The sequence below is a fragment of the Neolewinella lacunae genome (assembly GCF_014349155.1).
Lineage (GTDB): Bacteria > Bacteroidota > Bacteroidia > Chitinophagales > Saprospiraceae > Neolewinella > Neolewinella lacunae.
This window is the reverse complement of sequence record NZ_JACSIT010000068.1, coordinates 1-24,265: the sequence shown is the minus strand read 5'-3', so window position 1 is coordinate 24,265 and position 24,265 is coordinate 1. Positions and strand designations below refer to the sequence as shown.

The window sequence follows — 24,265 nt, the reverse complement described above, 5'->3', positions numbered from 1 at the left end:
CCGGCGCGCAAGGCTATTGGCAAGGGGTGAGTGCGACGTCGAAGACGATTTCAATTACTCCCAGGTTGGTGTAGTCCTCGCAGCGCGTGGAATTGACCGGATCGGTGAAGAATTCGGTCGTGTAGCGGCCAGCGATGCGGCTGCCGGTAAAGGCGGTGATTTCAAGCGTAGTGGGTACAGTTTCACAATCGGCGCGGACGAAGGCATTGCTCAGTTCGGGGACATTTTCCGCTGCGGCAAACAGTACTACGGGGTCGGGCTGACCAAAAAGTACCATCCAGAAGCCTGGATCGTCGCCAGCAAAATCGACCGAAAACGTGGAATCGCTGCACTGGATGGTGGTCGTTGCGGAGGTCGTCAGCACCACTGCTCCGGTTGCGGAAATGGCGCCTTGCCCCTTAAGGCCGATGGTTTCGCCGTTGGGCGTTTTCAGGAAGAAATTGTTGGCCTCTTCCTCCGTCTCCACGACGACGGGGGTGACCACCTCCGGGATTTCTTCGACCACGTCGAAGTTTTCCTTTTCACAGCCGACGAGCAGCAGGAAGCCCAAAAGAAGAAAAGAAGGGAGAATAAAACGTAACATGTGATTTGCTTGGTTAGTGTCGTAAGCAAAAGCGCTTACAATTGACTATTCGGGGAAACGGAGAGGAACGCTGCACGGGTAATGATTTTTTTGTCTTCATCCTTCCTCTTATCGTGCCACCCGCCTTTCTTTACTGGGCAGCGGCGGGGGGCTCTCCCTCAGAAACTCCCGGCTGAGGGTGTCCCCACCCGAAACACGGACATTCGGGTGGGGACACCCTCAACCAGACCCTAATGCATACCAAAACCCCTTATAACCATTGAAGGAAATACGCCTTAAGATAAGCCATTATACACTGGACCCTCGAGGGGTGAGGGGGAAAGCCCCCGTTGCCCAAAACCCCCACATCCACTACCTTGCCCAAGATAACCCACCCAACCAGAAACCACCCATGCCAGAGCTTTGCAAAAACTGCAACACCGCAATCGCGCTGCACTACTGCCCCAACTGCGGCCGCCCCAAGGCGGTGCCCCGCGTCAGCGGCCACTACCTCCTCCAGGAGATCCAGGCGGTGCTCAGCCTGGAAAAAGGTTTCCTGCTCACCGTCCGCGAATTAGCGTTCAACCCCGGCGGCAGCATCAAGGCTTTCCTGACGGAAGACCGCAACCGCCTGGTCAAACCCATCGTCTTCCTCATCTTAACGTCGCTCATCTATACCCTGCTGAACAGGCTGTTACACTTCGAAGATGGCTACGTCAACTATTCTGCCGACCAAGAATCTTCCACCCTCCTCATCTTCCAGTGGGTACAGAATAATTACGGTTACGCCAATATCATCATGGCGGTGTTTATCGGTTTCTGGATAAAAGTATTCTTCCGGAAATACCAATTCAATTATTTTGAAATCCTCATTCTCCTCTGCTTCGTCATGGGAATGGGCATGCTGATCTATGCCTTTTTCGGCCTGGCCCAAGCCCTCACTTCCGTGAACTTGCTGCATATCGGTGGCATGGTGGGCTTTGCCTATACCTCCTACGCCGTTGGCCATTTTTTCGATAAGCGCAAAGCAGGGAGTTATGTAAAAGCCTTCCTGGCCTACATCATCGGGATGATCACCTTTTCACTGGCGGCAATTGCAGTGGGGATGTTTATTGATGCGGTGATGTAGCCCTTTCCCCAGCTTAAATCGACCCTCATAGGACCTCGAAGCGTCGATTTTAGCTGCGGTTGCCAAGCGGAGCGTAGCGTAGACTGGCAACCGCAGCCAAAATCGTTCTTTGAGCGTCCGTCCGGAACAGGTCACTCCAAAAATACCCGCTTCTCCCGCGGATATTTCACCTCGTAGCCAAAGGCCACCTTCGTCTCCTGCAGGGGTGCCAGGTTGAGTTGCCATTCCAAAATGCCGGTCTTTTCGTCGTGCTGCACATTGGCGGGCAGTTCGTTTTTCACGGTGATGTCTTCGTCGGTGGAGATGGGTACCTGATCGAGGAGGAGTAGGCGGATCGGCTGTCCCTTTTTGTTGCGCACCGCAATGGTGTAGCCCCGGCTTTCGCTCACTTTGCCCCCGAAGAAGTTGCGCTTGCGGTAATCGTCGGTAGCCTTGCGATCCACCACCACGTTGGGGTCGCGGCCCAGGGAAATTTCCAGGGTGTCGGTTACGCTGGCTACGTCCAGGTAGCTCTTGCCCAGGTAGGTGCCTTCGAAGAACAGCTTCGTTTCTCCGCTCAGCAGGTCGTACTTTTCCCAGTCGGTGATCGCCGCCGTCAGGTAGGCGTCGGGGGTCAGTTTGGGCACGGCCAGGTGGGTGTAGGTGGCGGGCAGTTGGTGTTGCTTGATTTCCACGTCCCGCGTTTTGCCGTCGGAGGGAATGGTGTAGGGCAGTTCAATGTCGAAGGTCACCGTAGTCGCCCGGCGTTGGGTGCTGACGGGCACGGGGGCGGTGTCTTCGGCGATCTCTTCGGCTTCCACCGCGGCGGCGAGTTGGCGGCGGACTCCGGCGGCGCTGGGCCGTATTCCGCTTTGGTTTTTGCGGCCGCCGTAGCCAGTCACCACCACCTCATCCAGCAACTGTCCCGCTTGGTTCATCACCAGATTGGCCCGGTCGCCGTAGATCGTGGCTACGCCTTGTTCATAGCCCGTGTAGCTTACATTGAGGCTGCTGGTCGCAGCGGGCACGTCGAGGGAATAGTTGCCGTTGAGGTCGGTAACCGTCCCAATCGATCCGCCCGGCACCATCACTCCGGCTCCGATGAGGGGCGCTCCCGTTTCGTCGGTAATCGTTCCGGAGATGTGCTTGTACCCGAAGGCAACGTCTTTTTGCACGGCCGGGCGGTACACCGGCGGCCGGCTCCCCGCGTAGAGCCGCCAGGGGTTGAGGGTCGGGGCAATGGCCGAAGCGCTGGGGTCTCCGGTGCTTAGGCGGAGGCGGACGTTGGTCCAGTCTTCTCCACTGCGTTGTTGGACGTTGGCGCGAAAGCGCAGGTCTACCGGCTGCGTCACGTCGCTCACCCGCACGTCGTAGTGGGGAATCCAGCTGGCGTTGGGCACGAGGTACTGCACGCTAAAATCTCCGGTAGTCGCACTTTTGGCTTCGGTGACGACCACCACTTCAGCGGTAGCTTTGGGGGTAGTGCGCTTGCTGCCCAGTTCGGCCAGTTGGCGCTGTAAGTCCTGCCGTTCCTCTTTGAGCAGGCCGAGGCTATCGGCGATGCCGAGTTGGGCCATGCGGAGAGCGGTAAGGCGTTCGCGGTGGAAATTGACGGTGCGGATGAGGTCTTCGGCGTCGAGGCCGGTTTGGGGGCTGGCCACTTCGCGGTTCAGGGCCAGGATGGCCTCTTCTTCTTTGGTGAGCAAAAAGCGGGCGTCGAGGCGGTCTTTGCGGCGGTCGAGGGCACGGATTTTGGCGTTGATTTCTCCCGTCTTGGGGTCTTCGGCGGGCGGCGCGCCAAAGTTGAGGCGGTGACTGACGGAGAGGATGATGAAGTCGTTACCCGGGGCGCTCACTTGCAGGCTATTGGGGTCCAGGTCGGGCGTCAGTCCGGTAAAAACCAGGGTCGCGCGGCCGGCGGGCACCTTGCTTTTGGCCCGGCGGCCCACTTGCGCGCCCTCCAGAAAAACGGTGGCGTCGGTGATCGTCGAGCTCACCTTCGTTTCCAGTGGTGGTGCCGCTTCTTGGGCGCGGACGCAGGTGCCGAGTAAAAGGACGAGGAGCAGGGGAAGGCTACGCAGCATAGTGGATTTTTTGGGGCTTGGATGCTTTACCCTCTAGAAATGCACACTAGTGAGTAAAATTTTTCATCCGCCCCCCCTGCTGGACTCTTTGGAAGAAGGATTGTCGGCAATTTCACTGTTTAACCAGGTGCACCATCACTCTACCCTACTCCCCGTCCAGACATCATCTACCCACACTTGCCGCTCAAAATCGAAAGTACGGTAGACGATGCGCAACGACCGCTTGTCATCCGAAAACACCCCCGTACCGTGGGCCCGGTCGCAGCAGATGTTGGGCGTAGGAGAAATGATGAAAGATTTGTAGTTGGAGACAATGCCAAGATTATTAAACCGACCATTATTTCTCGCATTACGGGGGAAATTTCGAATTTCCACTTTACCATCGCTCGGACGTGAAAGAAAGAACTCTATCTCAAATTGCGCTGAATCCGGTTCGCTGGCATTATTGCCTAGATACCTCCCGAGGTAAGGGACTGGCGAATTAAACCGATGATCTAAAATAAAAATATCCCTTGCCGATGTACTCGTCTCCAGTCCTCGCTCTGGGCAACGGCTCAGTTCCCGTTCTGCCGTTAAGCGAATTTCCACGCGACCCGTTAAGGCTGGAAAGCCCAGGTCCCATTCCTTAGTCGTCACCATCCGGGGATCGCTACCAACCATCCAGTCAAATCCTGTTGCATCCTCACTCAATGCGCGGAAATAAATTCGTCCAGGGTAAGTAGTATCCATAATCGGCGATTCAATCCGGATGATTTCACCAGTTTCAAATGGATTGGTTTCAATAAAAAGGAAAGCTTCAAATTCCGCACTAACTTCTTCCTGCGCCAGGCAGAAATCGTAGTTAATACAAGCAGGGTCGGTCATATCAAAGCAGTCGTCATTACACCCATCGCAGCCGAGGATGAAGACGAAAAAACTGAGGTAAAGGGGGTAGTAGCGCAACATGCAGGGCTTAGTTTGAGGTTTTGGTGATGGTTGAAGCAGCCACCCGGTTTTTGTACACCAACTGTAGTTGGTAATGCCCCTGTGGCAAATCTGCCAGATTTAATCGCAAGGGAGAAAAAGGCGAGTCAAGTGCCAGATGATCCCGCTGAAAAACTACCCTGCCCATGAGATCGAACAGAATAATTTTTTCGAGGGGTTCTCCCTGCGCTTGGATGGAGATTTGATCAACGAATGGGTTGGGAAAAACGACGCTCGTTGCTTGAACATTCGAGATACTAGCCGTCGAAAGGTTGGCGGCCTCCTTTATTTCTTTGATAATGGTGGGAGGAGTGCCCGATTTTGTGGTGCGTGGGTTGTATATGTCGTGGCAGAATTGCGTCAGCGCCTCAACGCTAATGGGGGGCACGACGGGCGCAGTACAAGCTCTGGCAGCCGCTTCATCGGAAAAAAAGCCACCGAAAGGAAGTGCTGCGTTGATGCTCTCTGCCGCTCCGATGTTTACCCGGTAGCTGCCCATAAACACCACATCATCCCCTCCATTGGTCGGGATTAAGGTCGCCAATACCTGAAGATATACCTCGCCCAAACAGTTGTACTCGCGGAAATCAGTAACCCGAATGGGCTCTTTGATGTCTCCCCCCCCCCCGATGGTTCCGTCACCGCCGCCCCCTAACCAGTCCGCGTAGAAGTTTACAAACTGGTTTTCGAAGCAGGCGGCATCAACAAAGGGGGTCCGGAAGTCTCCACCTACCCGCTGGTCCAGAAGACGCATCGTGCGCACCTCATAAGGGCACCCTTCGTAGACGAGTGCCAACATCAGCCGTCTGGGTACGGGCTCAAAGCCTGCCGAGGTATTTACTACGTAATCCAAGTCATTTCCATCAAAAGAATAGTACCAGTCGTAAGCGCGGTTGGTAGCGCCCGATTGATTGTTCACCCTATAACGAAGTTCCGGAGTGGTTACCAAGTTAAACACCCCCAAGGGATTCCCGTACACCGGATCCGAACCGTCGGAATACTGGACCCCGTTCTGGGCCTCCGAGCTGGGGGTATTATAGCTGCTGGGGTTGGCCACATCCTCATTAACTATGCTTCCGTTTCCCTGCAAATTAAACGTCGTGGAGTAGCCAGTAATACGAGGTGCCGAAGCCATACCCTTCGATCCGGTCAAGAACTTCAAGACGCTTACCACTTTTTCGCCCAGGCTGAACCAAGCGGGCAGTACTTCTCCCAAAACATTCAAGGTAGGCCGGGGTGAATTTGCAGTCCCATTTTCGCTGGCCTCCTTCCAATCGCGAATCTTTTCATAGTACCCATCCAGCTTATTGAAACTGGTAAGCCCCGCACCAAAAGCGCCAAAGCCATTCGCCGCTAACTTATACCCTTGTTGCAGGGTATTTGCCGGGGTACCCGCCTGTACTTGCGGTTCGGTCAGTGCCGTACCCGTAAGTTGTAGATTAATGGCTTGTGAATCCCGCAGAACGGATTCTACGTAAATCCTGGAAGGGTATTCACATACGCAAGGATCGTAAGCCACTACGTAGTCAAGGGTAGCCCATACCCCACCATCAACGTAGCGGTTGAACGCTGATGCCCCATTGCCGAAGGCGGCAAATTGATCTAAGGCCGCTGAAGGGGTTTCCAGGTAGGAGAAAAGGGCAGAGCCGTATATAAATGCAGATTCATTTTCTGCGTCCCGGTTAGCCGCCCTTACCTCCATAACATCAAACGAAGAAGAATTGTCCGAAGGGTGATACACCATTACCCTCACTTTTCCGCTGTACCTATTGTAAAGCGCAAAGGAAGGGGCATCAACAAACTCAACTCCGGACGTACCGGGGATGGGGCCGCCGAAGTTTCGGTAGAGCAATTCCCACCCGTCTTCCAAGGCAAAATCCGGAGGGACGGTTTGGAGATATTCCACATTCGGCTCTCCGTTGTTGGTGAGATCGTAGAACGGGGAAATGACGTTGACGTTCGTGACGTTCGTACCGTCTATTTTATAGTAGAGGGTGTAAAGTGGCTGGGTCCAATCCCACTCGTCAATCGTTGACTCCAACACTGTGTTTACAGGGCAGATGGTTTGGGCCTTGATGGGTGCCACAAATAGGGAAAGCAATCCCAACATTAGGAAGGTAAGTTTTCGGGCGAACCAACTCGCTCTGCTTTGCCTAATTAGGCGAAAAAAGGGTGAAAGGGTGAAAGGGTGAAAGGGTGAAAGGGTGAAAGGGTGAAAGGGTGAAAGGGTGAAAGGGTGAAAGGGTGAAAGGGTTTTTCATAAGAGACATCATTTTATGTAAAGATATTCCTTGAACCAATAGGCAGCAACTAATCATCCATTTATTTTCTCATTTTTTTTGCAAGGGTATTTCAACCAACCTGCGGTTTAGGCTGGCCCATGGGTCGGTGCTCGCGGGCTGATCCAGCCTGTTTTAATGAGTCACCGTCGGTGCTGCACTGGGTGGCCTCACTATAAGCATGCTTGGGGTTTGCCCCTCGGTCGGTAAAGCTGGGCAGCAGGGCGTCCGCTAGCGGGGTAAGGATCAGTGGGGGTTTGGGGTGCCTCAAGACCGAAACGGAAGGGCCAATTACCTTGTTAAATTTAGGCAAAGTAAAATTTTTTCGCCCCAAAACCCTTATATTGACCAAGTCAATCCTTACCAAGTGCCCAAAGTCATCCTCGGAATACTGCTGTTTTGGAGCGGAAGCCTGCTGGCCCAGGTGACCGGCTACGTAGACAGTGTAGAGGTGCACCGTACGGACACGATCTACTTCGATTTTGGCAGCGCAGCCTTGAGCGCTGCCGCCTCCAGGGCCATCGCTGAAATGGTGTCCGACCGCCCCGCCGAACTGTCCCTGTACCTGGAAGGGCACACCGATGCGGTGGGCTCCGAGAACGCCAACGACCTCCTGGCCCGCCGCCGCAGCGAAAGCACTTTAGCGGCGGTCCTGGCCGCCGGCTGGCCACCGGAAGCCGTGGAAATCCGTCACTTCGGCGAGCGCCGCCTCCGGATCAGTACCCAGGAAAGGGAATGGCGCAACCGCCGCGTATTACTCCGCTCGGGCCTGCCCCGCCGCTACGCCCGCTTCGTGGGCACCATCACCGATGCCGATGGCGTTCCCCTGCCCGGCGGCGTAGTCGCCCACGGCCGCCACCTGCGCGATACGGTCCGGGCCGACGCCGACGGCCGCTACACCGTCTACCTCCCCCTGGATGCCCCCGTGCGCCTCGACGTGTACGCCCGCGACCACTTTTTCACCAGTCACCACCTCACCCTCCGCGAGGACGACCCGCCGGAGACTGCCCTGGTCTCCCAACTGGCCAGCGCCGCGCCGGGCAAGCGCATGGCCATCCCCGACCTCTACTTCGTCGGCAACCGCACCGACCTGCTCAAGGAATCCTACCCTACTCTGCCCCGCCTCTTGCAGTTCATGCGCTTCAGCCCCGAGCTCCGCATCGAGCTGGCCGGCCACGTCAATAGCCCAGGATTGCCCCAGGGCCCCGGCAGCTGGGAATACCGCCTGGCGGAAAACCGCGCCAAACTCGTCCACGACTACCTCATCCACTTCGGCATTGAGCCCCACCGCGTGCGCTACAAGAGCTACTCCAACCTGGAAATGATCCACCCCAACGCCCGGGGCGAACAACAGATGCGCGTCAACCGCCGGGTGGAAATCCGGGTGCTGGAAGATGGGCTGAAGTAAGGGGGGAAAGGAATAAGGGGGGAAAGGAGTAAAGGGGGAAAGGAGTAAAGGTTGAAAGGGGGGAAAGGAGTAAAGGTTAAGGGGGGAAGAGAGTAAAGCACCACTATCCACCCCCCCACTGTACCAACCTGCCCTGCCTGACCCCGGTAGGGGGCGAACTTGAATAACCCCGGATGGAGGATGCATCGCATCCGGAATCCGGGGAATCCCACCGCATCCGGAATCCGGGTAATCCCACAAGAGGATGCACCGCATCCGGAATCTGGGGAAATCCCGCGAGAAAATGCACCGCATCCGGAATCCGGGGAAATCCCGCAAGAAAATGCACCGCACCCGCGAGTCTCGCCACCTTCGCTGCTCCCCCATTGGGGGTTGGGGGGCGTCCTTCCCCTTGCACCTGCGGCCGCGCCCTAATAACGCGCCCCTTTGAACTGCCTTTACTGCTTGCTGTTTTGTAGCGGCAAACCGTGCTCCGGGAATTTCGTCGTAGGTTTGCGCACCCCAACGTGTCTATGATCACTGTAATTTCCGGTACGAACCGCCCTGCGAGCCGCACCCTGCTGTTTGCCACCCACTTCCAGCGGCAGCTGGAGGCGCTCGGAGCCAGCACGCGGTTGCTCGACCTGGCGGAACTCAACCTGAGCCACTTCATCCCTGAGATGTACAACGCGGCGGAGATGGCGCCGGAGTTGCGGGAATTACAGCAACATTACGTGCTGGAAGCCGAAAAACTGGCGATTTTCGTCCCTGAGTACAATGGCAGCTACCCCGGGGTGCTGAAGCTTTTCCTGGATGGCATCAGCGTCAATGCGTACAGCCAAAACGTGAAAGGTAAGGTGATCGCCCTCGTTGGCATCGCTACCGGCCGGGCGGGAAACTTGCGCGGAATGGACCACCTGGCCGATACCATTGCCCACATGGGTGGCTGGGTGTTGCCCAACAAACTGCCCATCAGCGGTGTTGAGCATCTCTTGACCGATGGCCGTCTCAACGACGCCGCAACGGAGAAAGCGCTCCTGCGCCACGCCGAACAACTCATCGCCGCCCACCATTAATACAACAGCGTTATTGCCCCTTTAACCGCTTTTCTTTTTCCCATCCACAACTCCCATGGCTAAAAATTTACTGATTGTCGAGTCGCCGGCCAAAGCGAAAACCATCGAAAAAATTCTGGGCAAAGACTACACGGTTAAGTCGTCTTTTGGGCACGTGCGCGACCTCGATAAGGGCGACGGAGCCGTGGAGGTAGAAAAAAACTTTCGCCCCAACTACGTCATCTCCCCCGAAAAGCGCAAGGTCGTCAAAGACCTCAAGGAAGCCATGGCCAAGGCCGATGAGGTGTGGCTGGCCACGGACGAAGACCGCGAAGGAGAAGCCATCAGCTGGCACCTTTGCGAAGTACTGAAGCTACCCGTAGACAAAACCAAGCGCATCGTCTTCCACGAAATTACGCCCCCGGCCATCCAGGCCGCCATCCAGAAGCCACGCCTGGTGGACGTCAACCTCGTCAACGCCCAACAGGCGCGGCGGGTACTCGACCGCCTGGTGGGCTACGAGCTTTCTGGCGTGCTGTGGAAAAAAGTAAAGTTTGGCCTGAGTGCCGGCCGCGTGCAGTCCGTCACCGTCAAACTCGTCGTGGAGCGGGAGCGCGAAATCCTCGCCTTCCAGTCCACACCCTTTTTCCGGGTCAATGCCCTGTTCAACGTCCGCAACGAGCAAGGCAAAACCGTCCTGCTCAAGGCCGAAAGCCCGGATCGGTTTGACGACGAGGCCAGCGCCCAGGCTTTTCTGGAAAAATGCGTGGGGGCGGAGTTCAAGATTTCCTCCATTGAGGTGAAGCCCACCAAGCGCAAGCCCGCCGCGCCCTTCACCACCTCTACCCTCCAGCAGGAAGCCAGCCGCAAGCTCTACATGAACGTGGAGCGCACCATGCGCGTGGCCCAGCGCCTCTACGAAGCGGGCATGATCACCTACATGCGTACCGATAGCCTCAACCTCTCGGAAACGGCCCTGGCCGCCATCGAGAAAGAGGTCACCTCCGCCTTCGGGGCCAGGTACAGCCACGTCCGGCGCTTCAAAAGCAACAAGAAGGACGCCCAGGAGGCCCACGAAGCCATCCGGCCCACGTACATCGATAAGCACAGCATCAACATCGGCGACCGCGACGAGCAGCGCCTCTACGAACTGATCTGGAAACGGACCATCGCCAGCCAGATGGCCGACGCCGAGCTGGAAAAAACGACGGTCGACATCGGCATCTCCACCGTCGCCGACGCCCGCCTGCGCGCCGAGGGGGAAGTCCTCAAATTCGACGGATTCCTCAAAGTTTACCTGGAAAGCAACGACGACGAAGACGAAGATGCCGAAGAAGAAGGCATGCTGCCGCCCCTCCAGAAGGGCCAGATTCTGCCGCTCAACGAACTGACCGCCACCCAGCGCTACACCCGCCCACCCAGCCGCTACACCCAGGCCAGCCTCGTCAAGCAACTCGAAGAACTCGGCATCGGCCGTCCTTCCACCTACGCCCCGACGGTCTCCAAAATCATGGACCCCGTCCGCGGCTACGTCACCAGCGAAAGCCGGGACGGCGTAGAGCGCGACTACCAGGTGCTGACCCTCAAAGATGGCAAAATCACGACGGTCACGAAAACAGAAATCACCGGCGCCGTCAAAAACCGCCTGTTTGCCAGCGACATGGGCATGGCTGTTTCCGACTTCCTCGACGCCCATTTCGAGGACGTGATGAACTACCGCTTTACGGCCGATATTGAAGACAAATTCGACGACGTCGCCGAGGGTCAGGTGACCTGGACCCAGATGCTGGCCGACTTCTACCACCCCTTCCACGAGCTGGTAGAAACCACCACGGAAAACGCTGGCCGTGTGGACGCCGAACGCATCCTCGGCCAGCACCCCGAAACCGGCCGCACGGTGCTCGTTCGCCTCAGCCGCAACGGCCCCGTCATCCAGCTCGGCGCGCCCGAAGAGCTGCTGCCCGACGAAAAACCCCGCTACGCCAACCTGCCCCAGGGCATGAACATGGAGGAGATCGACCTGGCCATTGCCCTGCCGCTCTTCGAGCTGCCGAAGGTACTCGGGGAAGTGGAAGGCCAGGAAACGGCCGTCGGCATCGGGCGCTACGGCCCCTACGTGCGCTGGGGAGAGACCTTCGTGAGCCTCGAAAAAGGCGAAGACCCCCACGGCGTTACGCTGGCCCGCGCCAAGGAACTCATTGCCGCCAAAAAGCAGGCCGACGCACCGGTGATGACCTACCAGGGCTTGCCGGTGACGAAAGGTGCCGGCCGCTTCGGCCCCTTCCTGAAGTGGAACGAGCTGTACATCAACATTCCGGCCCGTTACAACGTCGATCGCCTGACGAAAGACGAGATGACCGAACTGATCTCCGCCAAGGTGGAAAAAGAGGCCAACCGTTACATCCAGCGCTTCCCCGAAGCGAAGATTGACATCGAAGAAGGCCGCTGGGGCCCCTACATCCGCTTCGGCAAGAAGAAGCCCATCAACATCCCCAAAGACAAAGACGGCAACCGCATGAGCCGCGAAGCTGCGGCGGAACTGAGCCTGGAGGAGGTCAGGAAAATCATCGAGAACCAGTATCCCGATGCTTTTGCGACCAAGGCCAAAGCGGCTCCGAAAGCCAAGGCTGGCGCCAAGCCCGCTGCGGCCAAGAAAAAAGCCGCGCCCAAGAAAGCCGCCCCGAAGAAGAAATAGCCTTTACCACCACCTTTTTCATTTCCATACCCAGATCTGCCATGGCCGACGACAATAAAAAAGCCCCGAACCAACTCAACATTGAACTCCCTGAGGACATCGCCGAGGGCGTGTACAGCAACCTTGCCATCATCGCCCACTCGAACAGCGAGTTTGTGGTCGATTTCGTCCGCATCGTCCCCAACGCCCCCAAGGCGAAGGTCAAGAGCCGCGTGATTCTGACGCCCCAGCACGCCAAGCGCCTGCTGGCCGCCCTGGCGGACAACATCCAGAAGTACGAGGCCCAGTACGGGGCCATCGGTGAGACGGGCGGCAGCAACCACGGACCGCAGTTTCCGCCCATGAGCTTCACGCCGACGGCCCAGGCTTAGGGCTTCAAGTGCTGGCTTTTTGGGGCGCGAACGCAGGTGCAGGGCAGGGAATGCGGAGCGGAGGAAGAAAAATCTCCCAACTGTTTCCCTATTTCCCCAAGCGTTGTATATTTGCAGCCGCTTAAGCGATACCGCTGGTCGGTACCGCCTCCCGCACCGCAACTTTCCGTGAATGCACGGGCGTTTTGGTGCCGGCAAAAGCACTTCGGGTCGATTAGCTCAGTTGGTTTAGAGCGTTGCATTGACATTGCAGAGGTCACTGGTTCGAGCCCAGTATCGACCACCCCCGAATTCCCCCGTTCGTTGCGCCCCCGCAACGATCACCATAACATCCAATCGGGATGTGGCGCAGCCCGGTAGCGCACACGCCTGGGGGGCGTGGGGCCGCAGGTTCAAATCCTGTCATCCCGACCACGTTCAGAAAGGTCAGCATGCATTGCATGCTGGCCTTTTTGCGTTGTCGGGTCGTTGGAGGCGAGGGACGAAGACTCAGAACGACCCGACAACGCAAAAAGGACATGGTCCGTAGGGCTGACCTTTCTGAACTTGTAGCCCCCCTCTCCAGGATCAGCTTTAGCTCATCCTGTCATCCCTTTTCCTTTTCCCCAAGGGCCAAGCAGGTTCAAGCACGAAGTACGCGACGAAGGAGCCATCCTGTCATCCCGACCAAGTTCAGAAAGGTCAGTATGCTTTGCATACTGGCCTTTTTGCGTATGGTATTGTCGCGGCTTCAGCCCAAGGTATTGTCGCGGCTTTAGCCCGACCCCAAAACCGAAGGTTACCCAAGGCAATGTCGCGGCTTTAGCCCGACTTCCCAAAAAACCGAAGGTCCCTCGCCCGGAATTTCCGGTTTCGTTCAGGCAAACGGGGACCCACAGAAACTGCGGTGCCAGGCAAAAATCAACGCACAACCTCTCCACCCCACCCCAATTCCCAAAATAATGTACCTTGCCCCGGCAACTCGGCCAAAGGCCAAAAAGAGAACCAACCAAACGACAATGACCAAGCAACTCGCCAGGTGGCTAAGCCCCCTGCTTCTGTTTTTGCCACTGCTGGCCGCGGGCCAGGGTGAGCGCCCCCCCGTCACTAACGCCTACTTCATCCAGAACGCCATTGTGGTCCAGCAACCCGGGACCGTACTGGAAATGGGCGGCGTGATCATTCGCGACGGACTGATCCAGGCCGTCGGGAAAAACCTGAAGGCTCCGGCCGACGCCAAGGTGCTCGAAGGCGACTCCCTGTACGTTTACGCGGGCTTCATCGACGGCCTCTCCAACGTCGGCATCCCCAAACCGAAGGAAGAGACGGGGCGCCCGGAGGTAAAAGACCCCGGCAACCCGCCCAACGCCATTGCCGGCATCCAACCCGAGCGCTCGGCGGCTGATATGGTGGACGCCAGCGACAAATCCGTCGAAGAACTCCTCGCCCTCGGTTTCACCGCCGCCCACGTCGTGCCCTACGGCAGCATGTTGCCCGGCCAGGGCGCCATCATCCTGCTGGGTGGCCGGGGCCAGACGGGTGCGGTATACCGGCCCGAATCCTCCTTCTTCAGCCAGTTCGAAGGCTCCCGGGGCGTCTACCCCGCCACCACCATGGCCATCATGGCCAAGTGGCGCGAGCTCTACCTCCAGGCCAAACAGAGCAAAGACCACAGCGCCCGCTACAGCAGCGCCGCCCGGGGAATGGCCCGCACGGCCTACGACGAAACCCTGGAAGCTTTCTACCCCGTCATTGACGGCAAGCAACCCGTGTTCTTCGCCGTAGAAAACGTCAAAGACGTCTTCCGCGCCCTCGGCCTGGCCAAGGAAATGGGCTTCCAGCTCGCCCTGGCCAACGCCGACCACGTTGAACCCGCGCTGGCCGACATCAAAGCCTCCAAAACACCCCTCTTCCTGAGCCTCGACCTGCCCGAGGAGAAAAAGAAGGAAGAGAAAAAAGAAGGGAGCAGCGGAAGCGACTCCACCAGAACCACCCCTACGCCTACCATCGATACCAAAATGGAGGAACGCCGCGCCGCCGCCCAGCGGATGTTCGAGGAGCAAGCTGCCGCCGTCGCCAAAGCCGGTGTCTCCTTCGGTTTCTCCACGCTGACCGCGAAGTCTAAAGACATCCGCGCCAACCTCGGCCGCATGATCAAGGCCGGGCTTACCGAAGACCAGGCCCTCGCCGCCCTCACCACTGCCCCCGCCGCCTTGCTGGGCCTCTCGGACGTAATGGGTACCGTTGAAAAAGGCAAAATCGCCAACCTCGTAGTGACGGACAAGCCCTACTTCGCCGAAGGCTCCAACGTCCGCTACGTCATCGTCGACGGGGTACCCAAAGAATACGAAGCCAAGAAAAAGAAGAAGGCCAGTGACCCAAACGCCAAAGTCAGTGCCGTAGGGACCTGGTCGATCACCGTTGACGTCCCCGGCCAAACCACCACCAGCGTCCTGGAAATCACGGGCACGGCCGACGACCTGAGCGGCACCATCACCGCCGAGGGAGAAACCCGCCAGCTCTCCGGCGTCAGCCTCTCCGGCGATGCCCTCACCTTCACCTCCCAGTTCAGCGCCGGCGGGCAAAACCTCACCCTGTCTTTTGACCTCACCGTGGACGGCGACAGCCTCGACGGATCGGTACAGGTCGGCAGCTTCGGCACTTTCGACGTAGAAGGCAGCCGGACGAGCAAACCCGACCGACAGTAAACCTCCCCCAACCAAAGTTCCAACATCACCAAGATGAAAAGATATCTGCACCTTTTAACGCTGCTGCTGGCCTCCCTGGCCCTCGGTGCCCAAACGCCCACCGGCAGCGTCCACATCAAGAACGGTACGGTCCTGACCATCACCAACGGCGTGCTCACCGAGGCGGACGTCGTGGTAGAAAACGGCAAGATCACCGGCGTCGGCAAATCCCTGCGCACCCCCGCTGGTGCCAAAGTCATCGACGCCACCGGCCAGTTCGTCATGCCCGGCATCATTGATGCCCACTCCCACATTGCCCTCGACGCCGTCAACGAGGCCACCAACCCCGTTACCGCCGAAGTGTGGACGGGCGACGTGCTCGACCCCTTCGACATTTCCATCTACCGCGCCCTGGCCGGTGGCGTCACCGCCGCCCACGCCATGCACGGCTCGGCCAACGCCATCGGCGGACAGTGCGAAACCATCAAGCTGCGCTACGGGACTTACAACCCCGAAGACCTCAAAATGCAGGGCGCGCCCCGGACCATCAAGTTCGCCCTCGGTGAAAACCCCATGCGCGTCCACGGCGAAGGCAACCGCATCCTGCCCCGCACCCGCATGGGTGTAGAGCACGTCTTCCGCCAGGCCTTCTCCGAAGCCAAAGACTACATGGCCGCCCAGGAAAGCTACCAGAAAAAGAAGGCCTCCGACCCCACCGCCGTTGCGCCCAAGTACGATTACCGGATGGAGACCCTCGCCGACATCCTCCGCGGCGAAATCATCATCCACTGCCACTCGTACCGGGCCGACGAAATCCTGATGCTGCTCGAAGTCTGCAAAGACTTTGGCATCAAGCGCCTCGTTTTCCAGCATACGAACGAAGGATTTAAGGTTGCGCCTGAGCTGGCCGAATTCGGGGCCATGGCTTCGGTGTTTGCCGACTGGTGGGCCTACAAGTTTGAGGTCTACTACTCCACGGCCTACAACGCGGCCATCCTGACCCGCAACGGCGTCGTTACTTCCATCAACTCCGACTCCGAAGACTACATCCGCCACCTCTACCACCAGGCCGGCAAAACCCAGCGCTACGGCCAGCTGACCGACGACGAGGCCCTCCGCCTCATCACCCTCAACCCCGCCATCCAGCTCGGCATCGACGCCCGTGTGGGTTCTCTCGAAAAGGGCAAAGACGGAGACATCGCCATCTTCAGCGCCCACCCGCTTTCGATCTACGCCGTGCCGCAAATGACCATCGTTGACGGCATCGTGCGCTTCGACATCAAGGCAGACGACAACGACATGCGCCTGAGCGTCGATCCCGAAAAAACCGAAGACATGATGCTGGAATACGCCGTCGAGCACCGCTGCATGGAAGGCGTCGAAGGACACGCGGCCCACCACCACTAAGTAAGCCCAACAAAAAATAACCGCAATGCGCTTTAGCAAAATTTTCCTCTTCCTGGGCCTCTTCCTCACCACCGCTGGCCTCGCTGCGCAGGTAGTGGGTAAGGCCACCAAAGGGGCTTTCCTCCTCAAAAACGCCACCATCGAGACCGTCACCAAGGGTACGGTCAAAGGCGATCTCCTGATCCAGGACGGCAAAATCACGGGCATTGGTACCTCGGTAAACGCCCCGGCCGATGCCAAGGTGATCGACTGTACCGGCAAGTTCGTCTACCCTGGCTTCATTGACGGAGGCACCAACCTCGGCCTGGTAGAAGTGAGCTCCGTTTCCCTGACCGACGACGCCAGTGAGATCGGCGACATCAAGCCTTTCCTCTCCTCCCTCACCGCCGTGAACCCCAGTGCTACGGCCATCCCGGTCACCCGCGTCAGCGGCGTCACAACGGTACTCACCAAGCCCACCGGCGGCCTCATCCCCGGCACCGCGTCCCTGATCAACCTCGTCGGCTACTCCCCCACCGAGATGTACGCCGGCTACCAGGCCATGCAGATGAACTTCCCCTCCAGCGGAGCTCGTGGCCGTTGGGACCGCCGCAGCGAGGAAGACCGCAAGAAAGACGAAGACAAAAAGCTCAAGGAGATCAACGATCTCTGGGCCGAAACCAAGCTCTTCGCCTCCATCTCCGCCGCCAAGGCGAAGGACCCCAGCATCCGCCAAACCTACAACCCCACCCTGGAGGCGATGGCCCCGGTGGTCGACGGCAGCATGGCGCTGATGATTGAAGTAGACCGCGACAAAGACATCCTCTCCGCCCTCAAGTGGATCAAGGAAAACAAGGTCAATGCCGTCCTCTCCGGCTGCGCCGAAGGTTGGCGCGTAGCCAAGGAGATCGCCGAAGCCAAGGTGCCCGTCATCACCGGTCCGGTCATCAGCATCCCGACGCGGCAGTCCGACCGCTACGACCAGTCGTACACCAACCCCGGCATCCTGGCCAAGGCGGGCGTGCAGGTGGCCATCCGCTCCAACAACACGGAGAACGTGCGCGACCTGCCCTTCCACGCCGGTTTCGCCGCCGCCTACGGCATGGGCCGGCAGGCTGCGCTGGAGGCCATCACCATCGTCCCGGCCCGCATCATGGGCCTGGAAAAGGAACTCGGCTCCCTGGAAGTGGGCAAAACCGCCAACCTCTTCATCTGCGACGGCGATCCGATGGAAACCAAAACCCAGATCGAGCAGGTCTTCATCCAGGGCTGGGAAATCCCGATGAACAGCCGCCACAGCTTGCTCTACGACGAGTTTCTGGAGCGCAGCCCGGGCGTGAAAAACTAGTGCCCCCGGCCTCCAAAGGGGGAGCAGCGTCCTCCCTGACCCCGGTAGGGGTCCAACGTGAATAACCCCGGATGGAGAATGCGAAGCATTCGTAATCCGGGGTACTCAAGGCAGAAAAGCCGGTAGAGCCACGCGCTTTACCGGCTTTTCTTTTGGGGCGCGGCCGCAGGTGCGGGGGAGGTCTTTGGGCCGTGAAAGTCTCCGGAGCCAGGCTGATCCCCATTTTCGGCTTTCCTGGCAGGTAAAATAAATGTTAAAGTTTTGCTTTTGCCCATTTTTTTGCTTTAAAGACGGGCTTTCGGGGGCGTTTGGCGGCCCTGATCGGGAACCCAACCTTGCTTGCCCGAAAGCAGGGCAAACCAAAATTAATTTTGCCAATGCAGAAAGGGCAGTTTTAAAATCACCTCAACGGGAGGTGAGGGGGATGAAACCGACATTAATTCTGCCAGCCGGGGCCTCCACGGCTCCAACCAGGTGCGCTGGCAGTCGTTTTAAACCCGAACTTTGCATCGTCTAAGGTTCATCGCTTTTCAGGACTTTCCACTGCACCTGCGACCGCGCCCACCAAATGCCAGGCAATATGAAAAAACATTTCCCCTTACTGCTGACCGCCCTTTTTAGTCTCCTGCCCCTGCTGGCTTCCGCTACTTCTATTTTCGACCTGCTGTACCAGGGCGGCGACGACGCTGCCCGCAAGGTCACGCTGACCGTGGCGATGGACAGCATCCTGGCCAAGTCGCCCCTCGACCAGACCGCCACTTTCCAGTTCACCGATGCCCAGGGCCAGGTACAAAACTGGGACCTTAAAGTGAGCATCCGCGGCAAGTTCCGCCGCAACCGCTGCGAATTTGCCCCCCTGAAATTCAATTTCTCCAAAAAGGACCTGAAGGCGGCTGGCCTGACGAACTTTGATAAATACAAGCTCGTGACGCCGTGTACGGACGACGCGCAAGCGGAGGGCCTGATCACGAAAGAATACCTCGCCTACCGCGCCTACAACCTGCTGAGCCCCTACAGTTTCCGCGTGCAGCTGCTCGAAATCACCTACGTGGACGCCAACGGCCGCCACCCCAAGCGCACCGAAACCGCCTTTTTGATTGAGGATATTGACGAGCTGGCCGCGCGCCACAACGCCGAAGAAGTAGAAAACGCGCTGGGCCTGCCCGCCGAAGCCTACGACCCCACCGCTGAGGCGACCCACGCCCTTTTTCAGTACCTGGTGGGCAACGGCGACTGGAGCCTGCCCCTGAGCCGCAACCTGAAAGTCCTGCGCCTGCCCAACGGCAAGCTTGCCCCCGTGGGCTACGACTTCGACTTCACCGGCTGGGTAGGTGCGCCCTACGCCAGCCCGACCCTGGAGGTTGGGCAGACGAGCATCTACGAGCGCGTTTACCTCGGCTACCTGCAGGACGACCTGCTGATGCGTGAAGTCGCCACCAGCTTCCGCGAGCAGCGCAAGGAGGTGCTCAGCCTCATCAACCGCGCCCGGCTCGACGAGGTGGAAAAAGAGGTCTTATGGCGCTTCGCCAGCCGCTTTTTCAACACCATCAACCGGATGAACAACGACGGTAGCGTGTTGCTCTACGACCAGCTGCGTGGCACGACGGCGGGCATTATTCCTCCCGGCGCTGCGGCGGATAGTTACCAGTCTTTGGGGAAGTAGGGGCGTGTTTTATAGCGCCTTTTAAAGAGGAAAGTCCGGACGCCCGCAGGTCACTAGCCTGGACGCGGCGGCGGAAATTACCAGTCTTTGGGGAAGTAAGGGCGTGATGGATAGGGCCTTTTAAAGAGGAAAGTCCGGACGCCCGCAGGTACCCCGCCGTAAAGTCTCTCCGTTCGGCTATGTTGTCTGGTGGGCGGGGCACGCTACGGGGTCCTACACCTTCGACGAAACACAAAGCCCTCATTATCAATGATTTAAGCAGGACCCCATAGCGTCCGCCCAGGCTCTGGAGCGGAGCGGAAGGGCCTGGGTGGACCTGCGGGCGTCCGGTCTGTCTATCCCAAAAGTCGCAGCGGAAGAGCCTGGGGGGAGCGAGGTAAAACATGGGGATCGACCTGGAAGGTCTCCACCTAGCGCGTCCCCCGGGGAATTAAGGTGGTGGGGAAAACGACGTAGCTCTCGTTGCCATCGGGGCTGACGGAGGAAACGCCGAAAAAATAATTATCGACGACCAGATTGGTGAAGGTGTAATCCAGCTTACCGGCGGGCACGAAGCGCTTGTGCGTCCACTGCGGCTCGGTGGTCAGGCGGTAGTGGACGTAATAGCCGGCAATTTCCGTCTGCGTGGTGGGGGCTTCCCAGCGGAGGCGGGCGCTGGGCTCTACCGTCCCGCCAATCATCACCAGCGGTGGTGGGGGTGGTGCGGCGGCCAGTCCGGCCAGGGTGATGGCGTTGACGCCCGTGAGTTTGGCGGCGTAGGGGAAGTTGACGTGCTCCAGCTTATCGCCGTATTCGATGCCGTCTTCGGTGCGTAAATCCTGGTGCTGCTGGGTGTAATTCTCGTGGGTTTCCATGATGCGGATGCCGGGGAAACCCGCGTCGTTGAACGGCCGGTGGTGGCCGCCCCGCCCGAAGCGATCGAGGCGGTAGACGAGCATGGGGGCCAGGTTGGTGGTGTACTGCACGGTTTGGCGGTGAACGTAGCGGGCCAGTTGGCGGCTCGGGCCATCCACTTCGCCGCCGAAGAAGCGGCGGTAAATGTTCTTGCGTTCGTCCGTCACATCGTCCGGATAGTAGGGTTCGCTGAAGATGCGGAACGACTGGTTGTCGGTGATGCCGTCCACCCCGGTGATGTTGCCGATCATGTCGTTGTTGAGCACGCCGAGCAGTTCCCATTCTTTTTCTTTGGCGTATTCGGCCAGCCCTTTGCCGCCGTAGAGTCCCTGTTCTTCGCCGCTGAGGCCGACGTAGGCGATGGAGCCGGGGAATTGGTACTTGGTCAACACGCGGGCGGCTTCGAGCACCCCGGCCATTCCGGAGGCGTTGTCGTTGGCTCCGGGGCTGTCGTCGGTACTATTGAGCGGGTCGGAGATGCGGCTATCGATGTCGCCGCTCATCATGATGATGCGGTTGGGGTCTTGGGTACCGCGCTGGATGGCGACGACGTTGACGACCCAGGTGGGGTTGGGGATGCGGCTGGTTTCGCCGGCCAGGACGAGGTTGCGCTGGTAGAACACCTCCAGGCAGCCGCCGCAGCTTTGGCTGATCCGTTGGAATTCGTCGTAGATCCAGCGCCGGGCCGCGCCGATGCCGCGGGTGTTGCTGGTGGTATCGCTCAGGGTGTGGCGGGTGCCGAAGTTGGCCAGGCGGGTGATGTCTTCGCGCAGGCGATCTACGCTGGGCGCGTCGGCGATGTCGTAGAGGCGGGGGTCGGCGGCTGGGGGGGCTTGGGCGGGGAGGGCGGCAGCCAGTACGAAGGAGAGCAGACAAAGGAATTCACGCATAGCAGCAAGAAGAAAAATGAAGTAAGCAGAGGGTGGCCTTTCCACCAGATTGGTCGGCCAAGTTAGCCAAGTTCAATCAATCGAGGGCCTCTTGATGTATGATAAGCCAAAATGGAAATCCTAAACCCCATTTCCCCACCACCACCTATCTTCGCCCATCATGCGCATCCTCTCCTTCCCCCTCGCGGCCGCTGCCGCCCTGCTCCTCCTGACTTCCTGCGGACCACAGGAAGCCGCCGTCACCGACCCCGAACCGGCCGTCGACATCAGCCAAGCCCTCCTCGGCACCTGGGAAACCGTGGAAATCGAGATCAACTGCCCCAGCTACCAGGGCCTCGACACCACCATCCAGCAGACCATCCGCGAGGCCGACTGGGGCCAGGCCTTCGGCGTACGCCCCGCCCGCACCGTCTTCACCCCCGACGGAAAACTGAAACGTACCCACACCCTCCAAAATGGGGAAGTCACCGACGTCACCAACGGCCTCTGGAAAGACCTGGGTAAGGACAGCCTCCTCTTCATCGAACCCAACAAAACCCTCTACTACCGCTACGATCTGACGGGCGACCGCCTCGTCCTAACCGGCCTCGTCGACTGGGACGCCGACGGCGAAAAAGACGATAATTACCGCAGCGTACTGCGCCTGGTGGGGCGGACGGAGTGAGGGATTTAACATTTACAATTCAACATTTAACATTCAACATTTGGCTTGCGCGGGAGGAGTGATTTTCACGGCCGAGGAAATTGATAGGTGATCATTTATTTTTTATTTTTGATTGATTTTTGCGCGGGATAGCGTGCTGCGAAAAAGGATATTTATTTTGATAGACGATACTTGATATTTGATTAGCTCCGCTGCTACTTCGTGGTTTGCTGCCGCACGGCATATTTCGGCGTAAAACGTCTCTCCAAGGGATAGGGCATACGCAAAAATTTGATTATCAGATTTTTAGGTGATATTTCTGAAAGCGTTGGCGTATTGCTTTCTCTTTCCCCGTGATTCATCATGTGCAATAGCATGAGAGCCTTTTGAGTAGAAACTCTAGCGGTTGATGAATATTCTCGTAACGTAAAAAGAATGATGCTTGGGTCATCCCTCCCGCGCCGGGGAGGCGTTTTCCAGGGTAGAAGCCCCAGAAATAAGCTAGGGGTAGGGTAAAATGGTAAGTGGTGACCGCTCCAGTATTTTTTCGGTTTCCAGAGTGTTTTTTATTCGCTGACCAGACCTCTCCCCCAACCCCTCTCCATAGGAGAGGGGAGACGCAAAGGCTTGATTGCCAGTATATTAGGTAATTTTTTTGGAAAGAGGCAGCATTTTGCTCTCGCTTTCCCCGTGATTCATCATGTGCAATAGCATGAGAGCCTTTTGAGTAGAAACTCTAGCAGCTGATAAACATTCTCGTAACGTATAAAGAATGGTGCTTGGGTCATCCCTCTCCTGTGGAGCTACTCTCCCTACACAAGTTTTGGGGCAAAAATCATTAGAAATTAGGGTGATATTTGACTGTAGATCAATTTAAACCCTTCGAGTCGTTGCTTGAAAATCTTTAGCCCGCTAAGCAATGTGATCACGCCTGGGGGTCTCACGTTGATGTTTCTTGGTGTCCAGCCTCCTAGTCGGGCGATAATCCATACAGCCCAAGCAATACTATTGGTAGGGTTCTGGTTGGCCTGGCTAGCCGTACGTCCTTCCAGTTTAGGGAGCAATGCTTTTAGCAAGAGGAGTTCTACATTATCAAAGACGAGCCTGGCACTATCTGAAACGGTTAGTGTTCGACCTTGTCGCAACGCCAGCACCTTGATTGCCTCCCCGTAAACCAAGTAGATTAGTCGTTTGAGTGCCATTCCACTACTAAATTGACTTTTCTCCAGCTCGAACCCCTGACTTTTAGTGAGGCGAAAGAAGTCCTCTATCCACCAACGCTTGACGTACCACTCGACAGCTTGAAGTGCCTGCACCAAGTTTGTTACCTCATGAGTAGTGTACAGATACCAGTGGAGAGGTTCTTCCCCTTCGGCCCTTTCCCCCGCTTCTATCTCTTTGACTTCTATGGCCTGTATGGAAATTGTAGCTGGATGATCTTTTTTCAGCCGATGTAAACTAGAAGGACAAACAACTTCTACAGTTGACCACCTGATGGTCATCTGGGCGGTGCGGTCGCACCGTTTTTTATTGCCCTTGATTTCCAACTCGTACTCCCCTTGCCAGGGCTGGTCGTCCAGATAGGCATGAAGCAACTGTCCATTGGCTAATTTACGGTTTTGTGCACTTCTGATCAACAACTTAACCCGGCTATCAAAGGGGTGGGCGAAGAGCTCATACATATCGGCTTCCCGGTCAGCAATGGCTGTAAAGTTTTTCACCTTTGGCATCTTGGCCACACTATCCTCTATTGACTTGATCCAACGGTAAGAATGCTTTTCGGTGATGGGCTGCTTGGTATAACCCCTGTTTGCTTTCAGTTCCCGATCCTCTGGCAACTGGTAGATTGCTAAGTCGGTAATCCCAAACGGAATCCCCGTTGCCTCATCGAAGCCCAAGGTCGGATGCACGAACAGACCCAGCGAACGGTTATCCCCCAGAACGCCAATATCGGCATCATCCGCCGAAAACCGCCCTCGGTGTGCCTCGAAGTTGTACTGCGTGGTGTCTTGAACCAACACGACATGATCCAAGTCTTGCAAGTGACAAGGTGCTGAGAGTAACTCTCCCAAGTCTTCCAGCGTGACATTTTCATTGTTCATAAACCGTTCTGTGGCTACTTGCTCGGCCTTGTTCGAGCCGAAGCGGTTTACAACGCATGTCAGGCTCAGACGGATCAGCGAGCTGATCTTGTCAAATCTTTTTTTAAACGAATCTCCATGAGGTAAATATGCGATGTTTTAACGAATAAACTTGTGTAGGGAGAGTAGC

Annotated in this window: 16 protein-coding genes and 2 tRNA genes; 12 read left to right on the top strand and 6 right to left on the bottom strand. The window is 57.6% G+C overall.

Annotated features, from left to right (window positions below):
* Positions 1–13: 13 nt before the first annotated feature.
* Positions 14–583 carry a hypothetical protein gene (locus H9S92_RS05455; protein WP_187465707.1) on the bottom strand — a complete coding sequence of 190 codons (570 nt, stop codon included), beginning with the start codon at positions 581–583 and terminating at the stop codon, positions 14–16.
* A gap of 391 nt (positions 584–974) precedes the next feature.
* Here H9S92_RS05455 and H9S92_RS05450 point away from each other — a divergent pair, with 391 nt between their 5' ends.
* Entirely contained in the window at positions 975–1,691 is a 717-nt protein-coding gene (locus tag H9S92_RS05450) for a DUF3667 domain-containing protein (RefSeq protein WP_187465706.1), read from the top strand.
* 131 nt (positions 1,692–1,822) lie between these two features.
* Here H9S92_RS05450 and H9S92_RS05445 read toward each other — a convergent pair whose 3' ends face one another.
* From H9S92_RS05445 to H9S92_RS05435, 3 genes are all read right to left on the bottom strand, one after another.
* Positions 1,823–3,754: a mucoidy inhibitor MuiA family protein gene (locus tag H9S92_RS05445; RefSeq protein ID WP_187465705.1), complete on the bottom strand. Its 1,932-nt coding sequence runs from the start codon at positions 3,752–3,754 to the stop codon at positions 1,823–1,825.
* Between the two features lie 135 nt (positions 3,755–3,889).
* On the bottom strand, positions 3,890–4,699 hold the full coding sequence (locus H9S92_RS05440; RefSeq protein ID WP_187465704.1) for a hypothetical protein: 810 nt from the start codon (positions 4,697–4,699) through the stop codon (positions 3,890–3,892).
* Between the two features lie 7 nt (positions 4,700–4,706).
* A complete protein-coding gene (locus H9S92_RS05435) occupies positions 4,707–6,827 on the bottom strand; it encodes a T9SS type A sorting domain-containing protein (protein ID WP_187465703.1) in 2,121 nt (706 codons plus the stop codon).
* Between the two features lie 536 nt (positions 6,828–7,363).
* Here H9S92_RS05435 and H9S92_RS05430 point away from each other — a divergent pair.
* The 10 genes from H9S92_RS05430 (at position 7,364) to H9S92_RS05385 (ending at position 19,567) form a co-directional block, all read left to right on the top strand.
* Positions 7,364–8,404 (top strand): OmpA family protein, encoded by a 1,041-nt coding sequence (locus H9S92_RS05430; RefSeq protein WP_187465702.1) that lies wholly within the window; start codon positions 7,364–7,366, stop codon positions 8,402–8,404.
* A gap of 512 nt (positions 8,405–8,916) precedes the next feature.
* Positions 8,917–9,459, top strand: a complete 543-nt coding sequence (locus tag H9S92_RS05425; protein ID WP_187465701.1) for an NADPH-dependent FMN reductase — start codon at positions 8,917–8,919, stop codon at positions 9,457–9,459.
* 55 nt (positions 9,460–9,514) lie between these two features.
* Positions 9,515–12,133 (top strand): type I DNA topoisomerase, encoded by a 2,619-nt coding sequence (gene topA, locus H9S92_RS05420; protein WP_187465700.1) that lies wholly within the window; start codon positions 9,515–9,517, stop codon positions 12,131–12,133.
* 41 nt (positions 12,134–12,174) lie between these two features.
* Positions 12,175–12,504 (top strand): DUF3467 domain-containing protein, encoded by a 330-nt coding sequence (locus H9S92_RS05415; RefSeq protein WP_187465699.1) that lies wholly within the window; start codon positions 12,175–12,177, stop codon positions 12,502–12,504.
* A gap of 208 nt (positions 12,505–12,712) precedes the next feature.
* Positions 12,713–12,787: transfer RNA gene (locus H9S92_RS05410), tRNA-Val, on the top strand.
* Between the two features lie 54 nt (positions 12,788–12,841).
* Positions 12,842–12,918: transfer RNA gene (locus H9S92_RS05405), tRNA-Pro, on the top strand.
* 584 nt (positions 12,919–13,502) lie between these two features.
* Complete coding sequence (locus H9S92_RS05400; RefSeq protein ID WP_187465698.1) at positions 13,503–15,191, top strand: amidohydrolase family protein; 1,689 nt, start codon at positions 13,503–13,505, stop codon at positions 15,189–15,191.
* A gap of 33 nt (positions 15,192–15,224) precedes the next feature.
* Entirely contained in the window at positions 15,225–16,577 is a 1,353-nt protein-coding gene (locus H9S92_RS05395) for an amidohydrolase (RefSeq protein WP_187465697.1), read from the top strand.
* Between the two features lie 25 nt (positions 16,578–16,602).
* Positions 16,603–17,904, top strand: coding sequence for an amidohydrolase family protein (locus tag H9S92_RS05390; RefSeq protein WP_187465696.1), 1,302 nt, complete (start codon positions 16,603–16,605; stop codon positions 17,902–17,904).
* 580 nt (positions 17,905–18,484) lie between these two features.
* The gene (locus tag H9S92_RS05385) at positions 18,485–19,567 is read left to right on the top strand and encodes a hypothetical protein (protein ID WP_187465695.1); all 1,083 of its coding nucleotides are present in this window, start codon (positions 18,485–18,487) and stop codon (positions 19,565–19,567) included.
* 410 nt (positions 19,568–19,977) lie between these two features.
* Here H9S92_RS05385 and H9S92_RS05380 read toward each other — a convergent pair whose 3' ends face one another.
* Positions 19,978–21,351, bottom strand: a complete 1,374-nt coding sequence (locus H9S92_RS05380) for a M28 family metallopeptidase (protein ID WP_187465694.1) — start codon at positions 21,349–21,351, stop codon at positions 19,978–19,980.
* Positions 21,352–21,511: 160 nt separating this feature from the next.
* On the opposite strand from H9S92_RS05380, the gene H9S92_RS05375 reads away from it, so the two are divergent.
* Positions 21,512–22,015 (top strand): hypothetical protein, encoded by a 504-nt coding sequence (locus tag H9S92_RS05375; RefSeq protein WP_187465693.1) that lies wholly within the window; start codon positions 21,512–21,514, stop codon positions 22,013–22,015.
* 824 nt (positions 22,016–22,839) lie between these two features.
* Here H9S92_RS05375 and H9S92_RS05370 read toward each other — a convergent pair.
* Positions 22,840–24,096: an IS4 family transposase gene (locus H9S92_RS05370; RefSeq protein ID WP_187465081.1), complete on the bottom strand. Its 1,257-nt coding sequence runs from the start codon at positions 24,094–24,096 to the stop codon at positions 22,840–22,842.
* Positions 24,097–24,265: the final 169 nt, after the last annotated feature.

Bases quoted from the DNA above. Each gene is read 5' to 3' on its own strand.
- H9S92_RS05425 (WP_187465701.1), top strand. From the start codon at position 8,917: ATGATCACTGTAATTTCCGGTACGAACCGCCCTGCGAGCCGCACCCTG.
- H9S92_RS05400 (WP_187465698.1), top strand. From the start codon at position 13,503: ATGACCAAGCAACTCGCCAGGTGGCTAAGCCCCCTGCTTCTGTTTTTG.
- H9S92_RS05440 (WP_187465704.1), bottom strand. From the start codon at position 4,699: ATGTTGCGCTACTACCCCCTTTACCTCAGTTTTTTCGTCTTCATCCTC.
- H9S92_RS05385 (WP_187465695.1), top strand. From the start codon at position 18,485: ATGAAAAAACATTTCCCCTTACTGCTGACCGCCCTTTTTAGTCTCCTG.
- H9S92_RS05445 (WP_187465705.1), bottom strand. From the start codon at position 3,754: ATGCTGCGTAGCCTTCCCCTGCTCCTCGTCCTTTTACTCGGCACCTGC.
- H9S92_RS05455 (WP_187465707.1), bottom strand. From the start codon at position 583: ATGTTACGTTTTATTCTCCCTTCTTTTCTTCTTTTGGGCTTCCTGCTG.
- H9S92_RS05450 (WP_187465706.1), top strand. From the start codon at position 975: ATGCCAGAGCTTTGCAAAAACTGCAACACCGCAATCGCGCTGCACTAC.
- H9S92_RS05395 (WP_187465697.1), top strand. From the start codon at position 15,225: ATGAAAAGATATCTGCACCTTTTAACGCTGCTGCTGGCCTCCCTGGCC.
- H9S92_RS05370 (WP_187465081.1), bottom strand. From the start codon at position 24,096: ATGAACAATGAAAATGTCACGCTGGAAGACTTGGGAGAGTTACTCTCA.
- topA (WP_187465700.1), top strand. From the start codon at position 9,515: ATGGCTAAAAATTTACTGATTGTCGAGTCGCCGGCCAAAGCGAAAACC.
- H9S92_RS05415 (WP_187465699.1), top strand. From the start codon at position 12,175: ATGGCCGACGACAATAAAAAAGCCCCGAACCAACTCAACATTGAACTC.
- H9S92_RS05390 (WP_187465696.1), top strand. From the start codon at position 16,603: ATGCGCTTTAGCAAAATTTTCCTCTTCCTGGGCCTCTTCCTCACCACC.
- H9S92_RS05380 (WP_187465694.1), bottom strand. From the start codon at position 21,351: ATGCGTGAATTCCTTTGTCTGCTCTCCTTCGTACTGGCTGCCGCCCTC.
- H9S92_RS05375 (WP_187465693.1), top strand. From the start codon at position 21,512: ATGCGCATCCTCTCCTTCCCCCTCGCGGCCGCTGCCGCCCTGCTCCTC.
- H9S92_RS05435 (WP_187465703.1), bottom strand. From the start codon at position 6,827: ATGTTGGGATTGCTTTCCCTATTTGTGGCACCCATCAAGGCCCAAACC.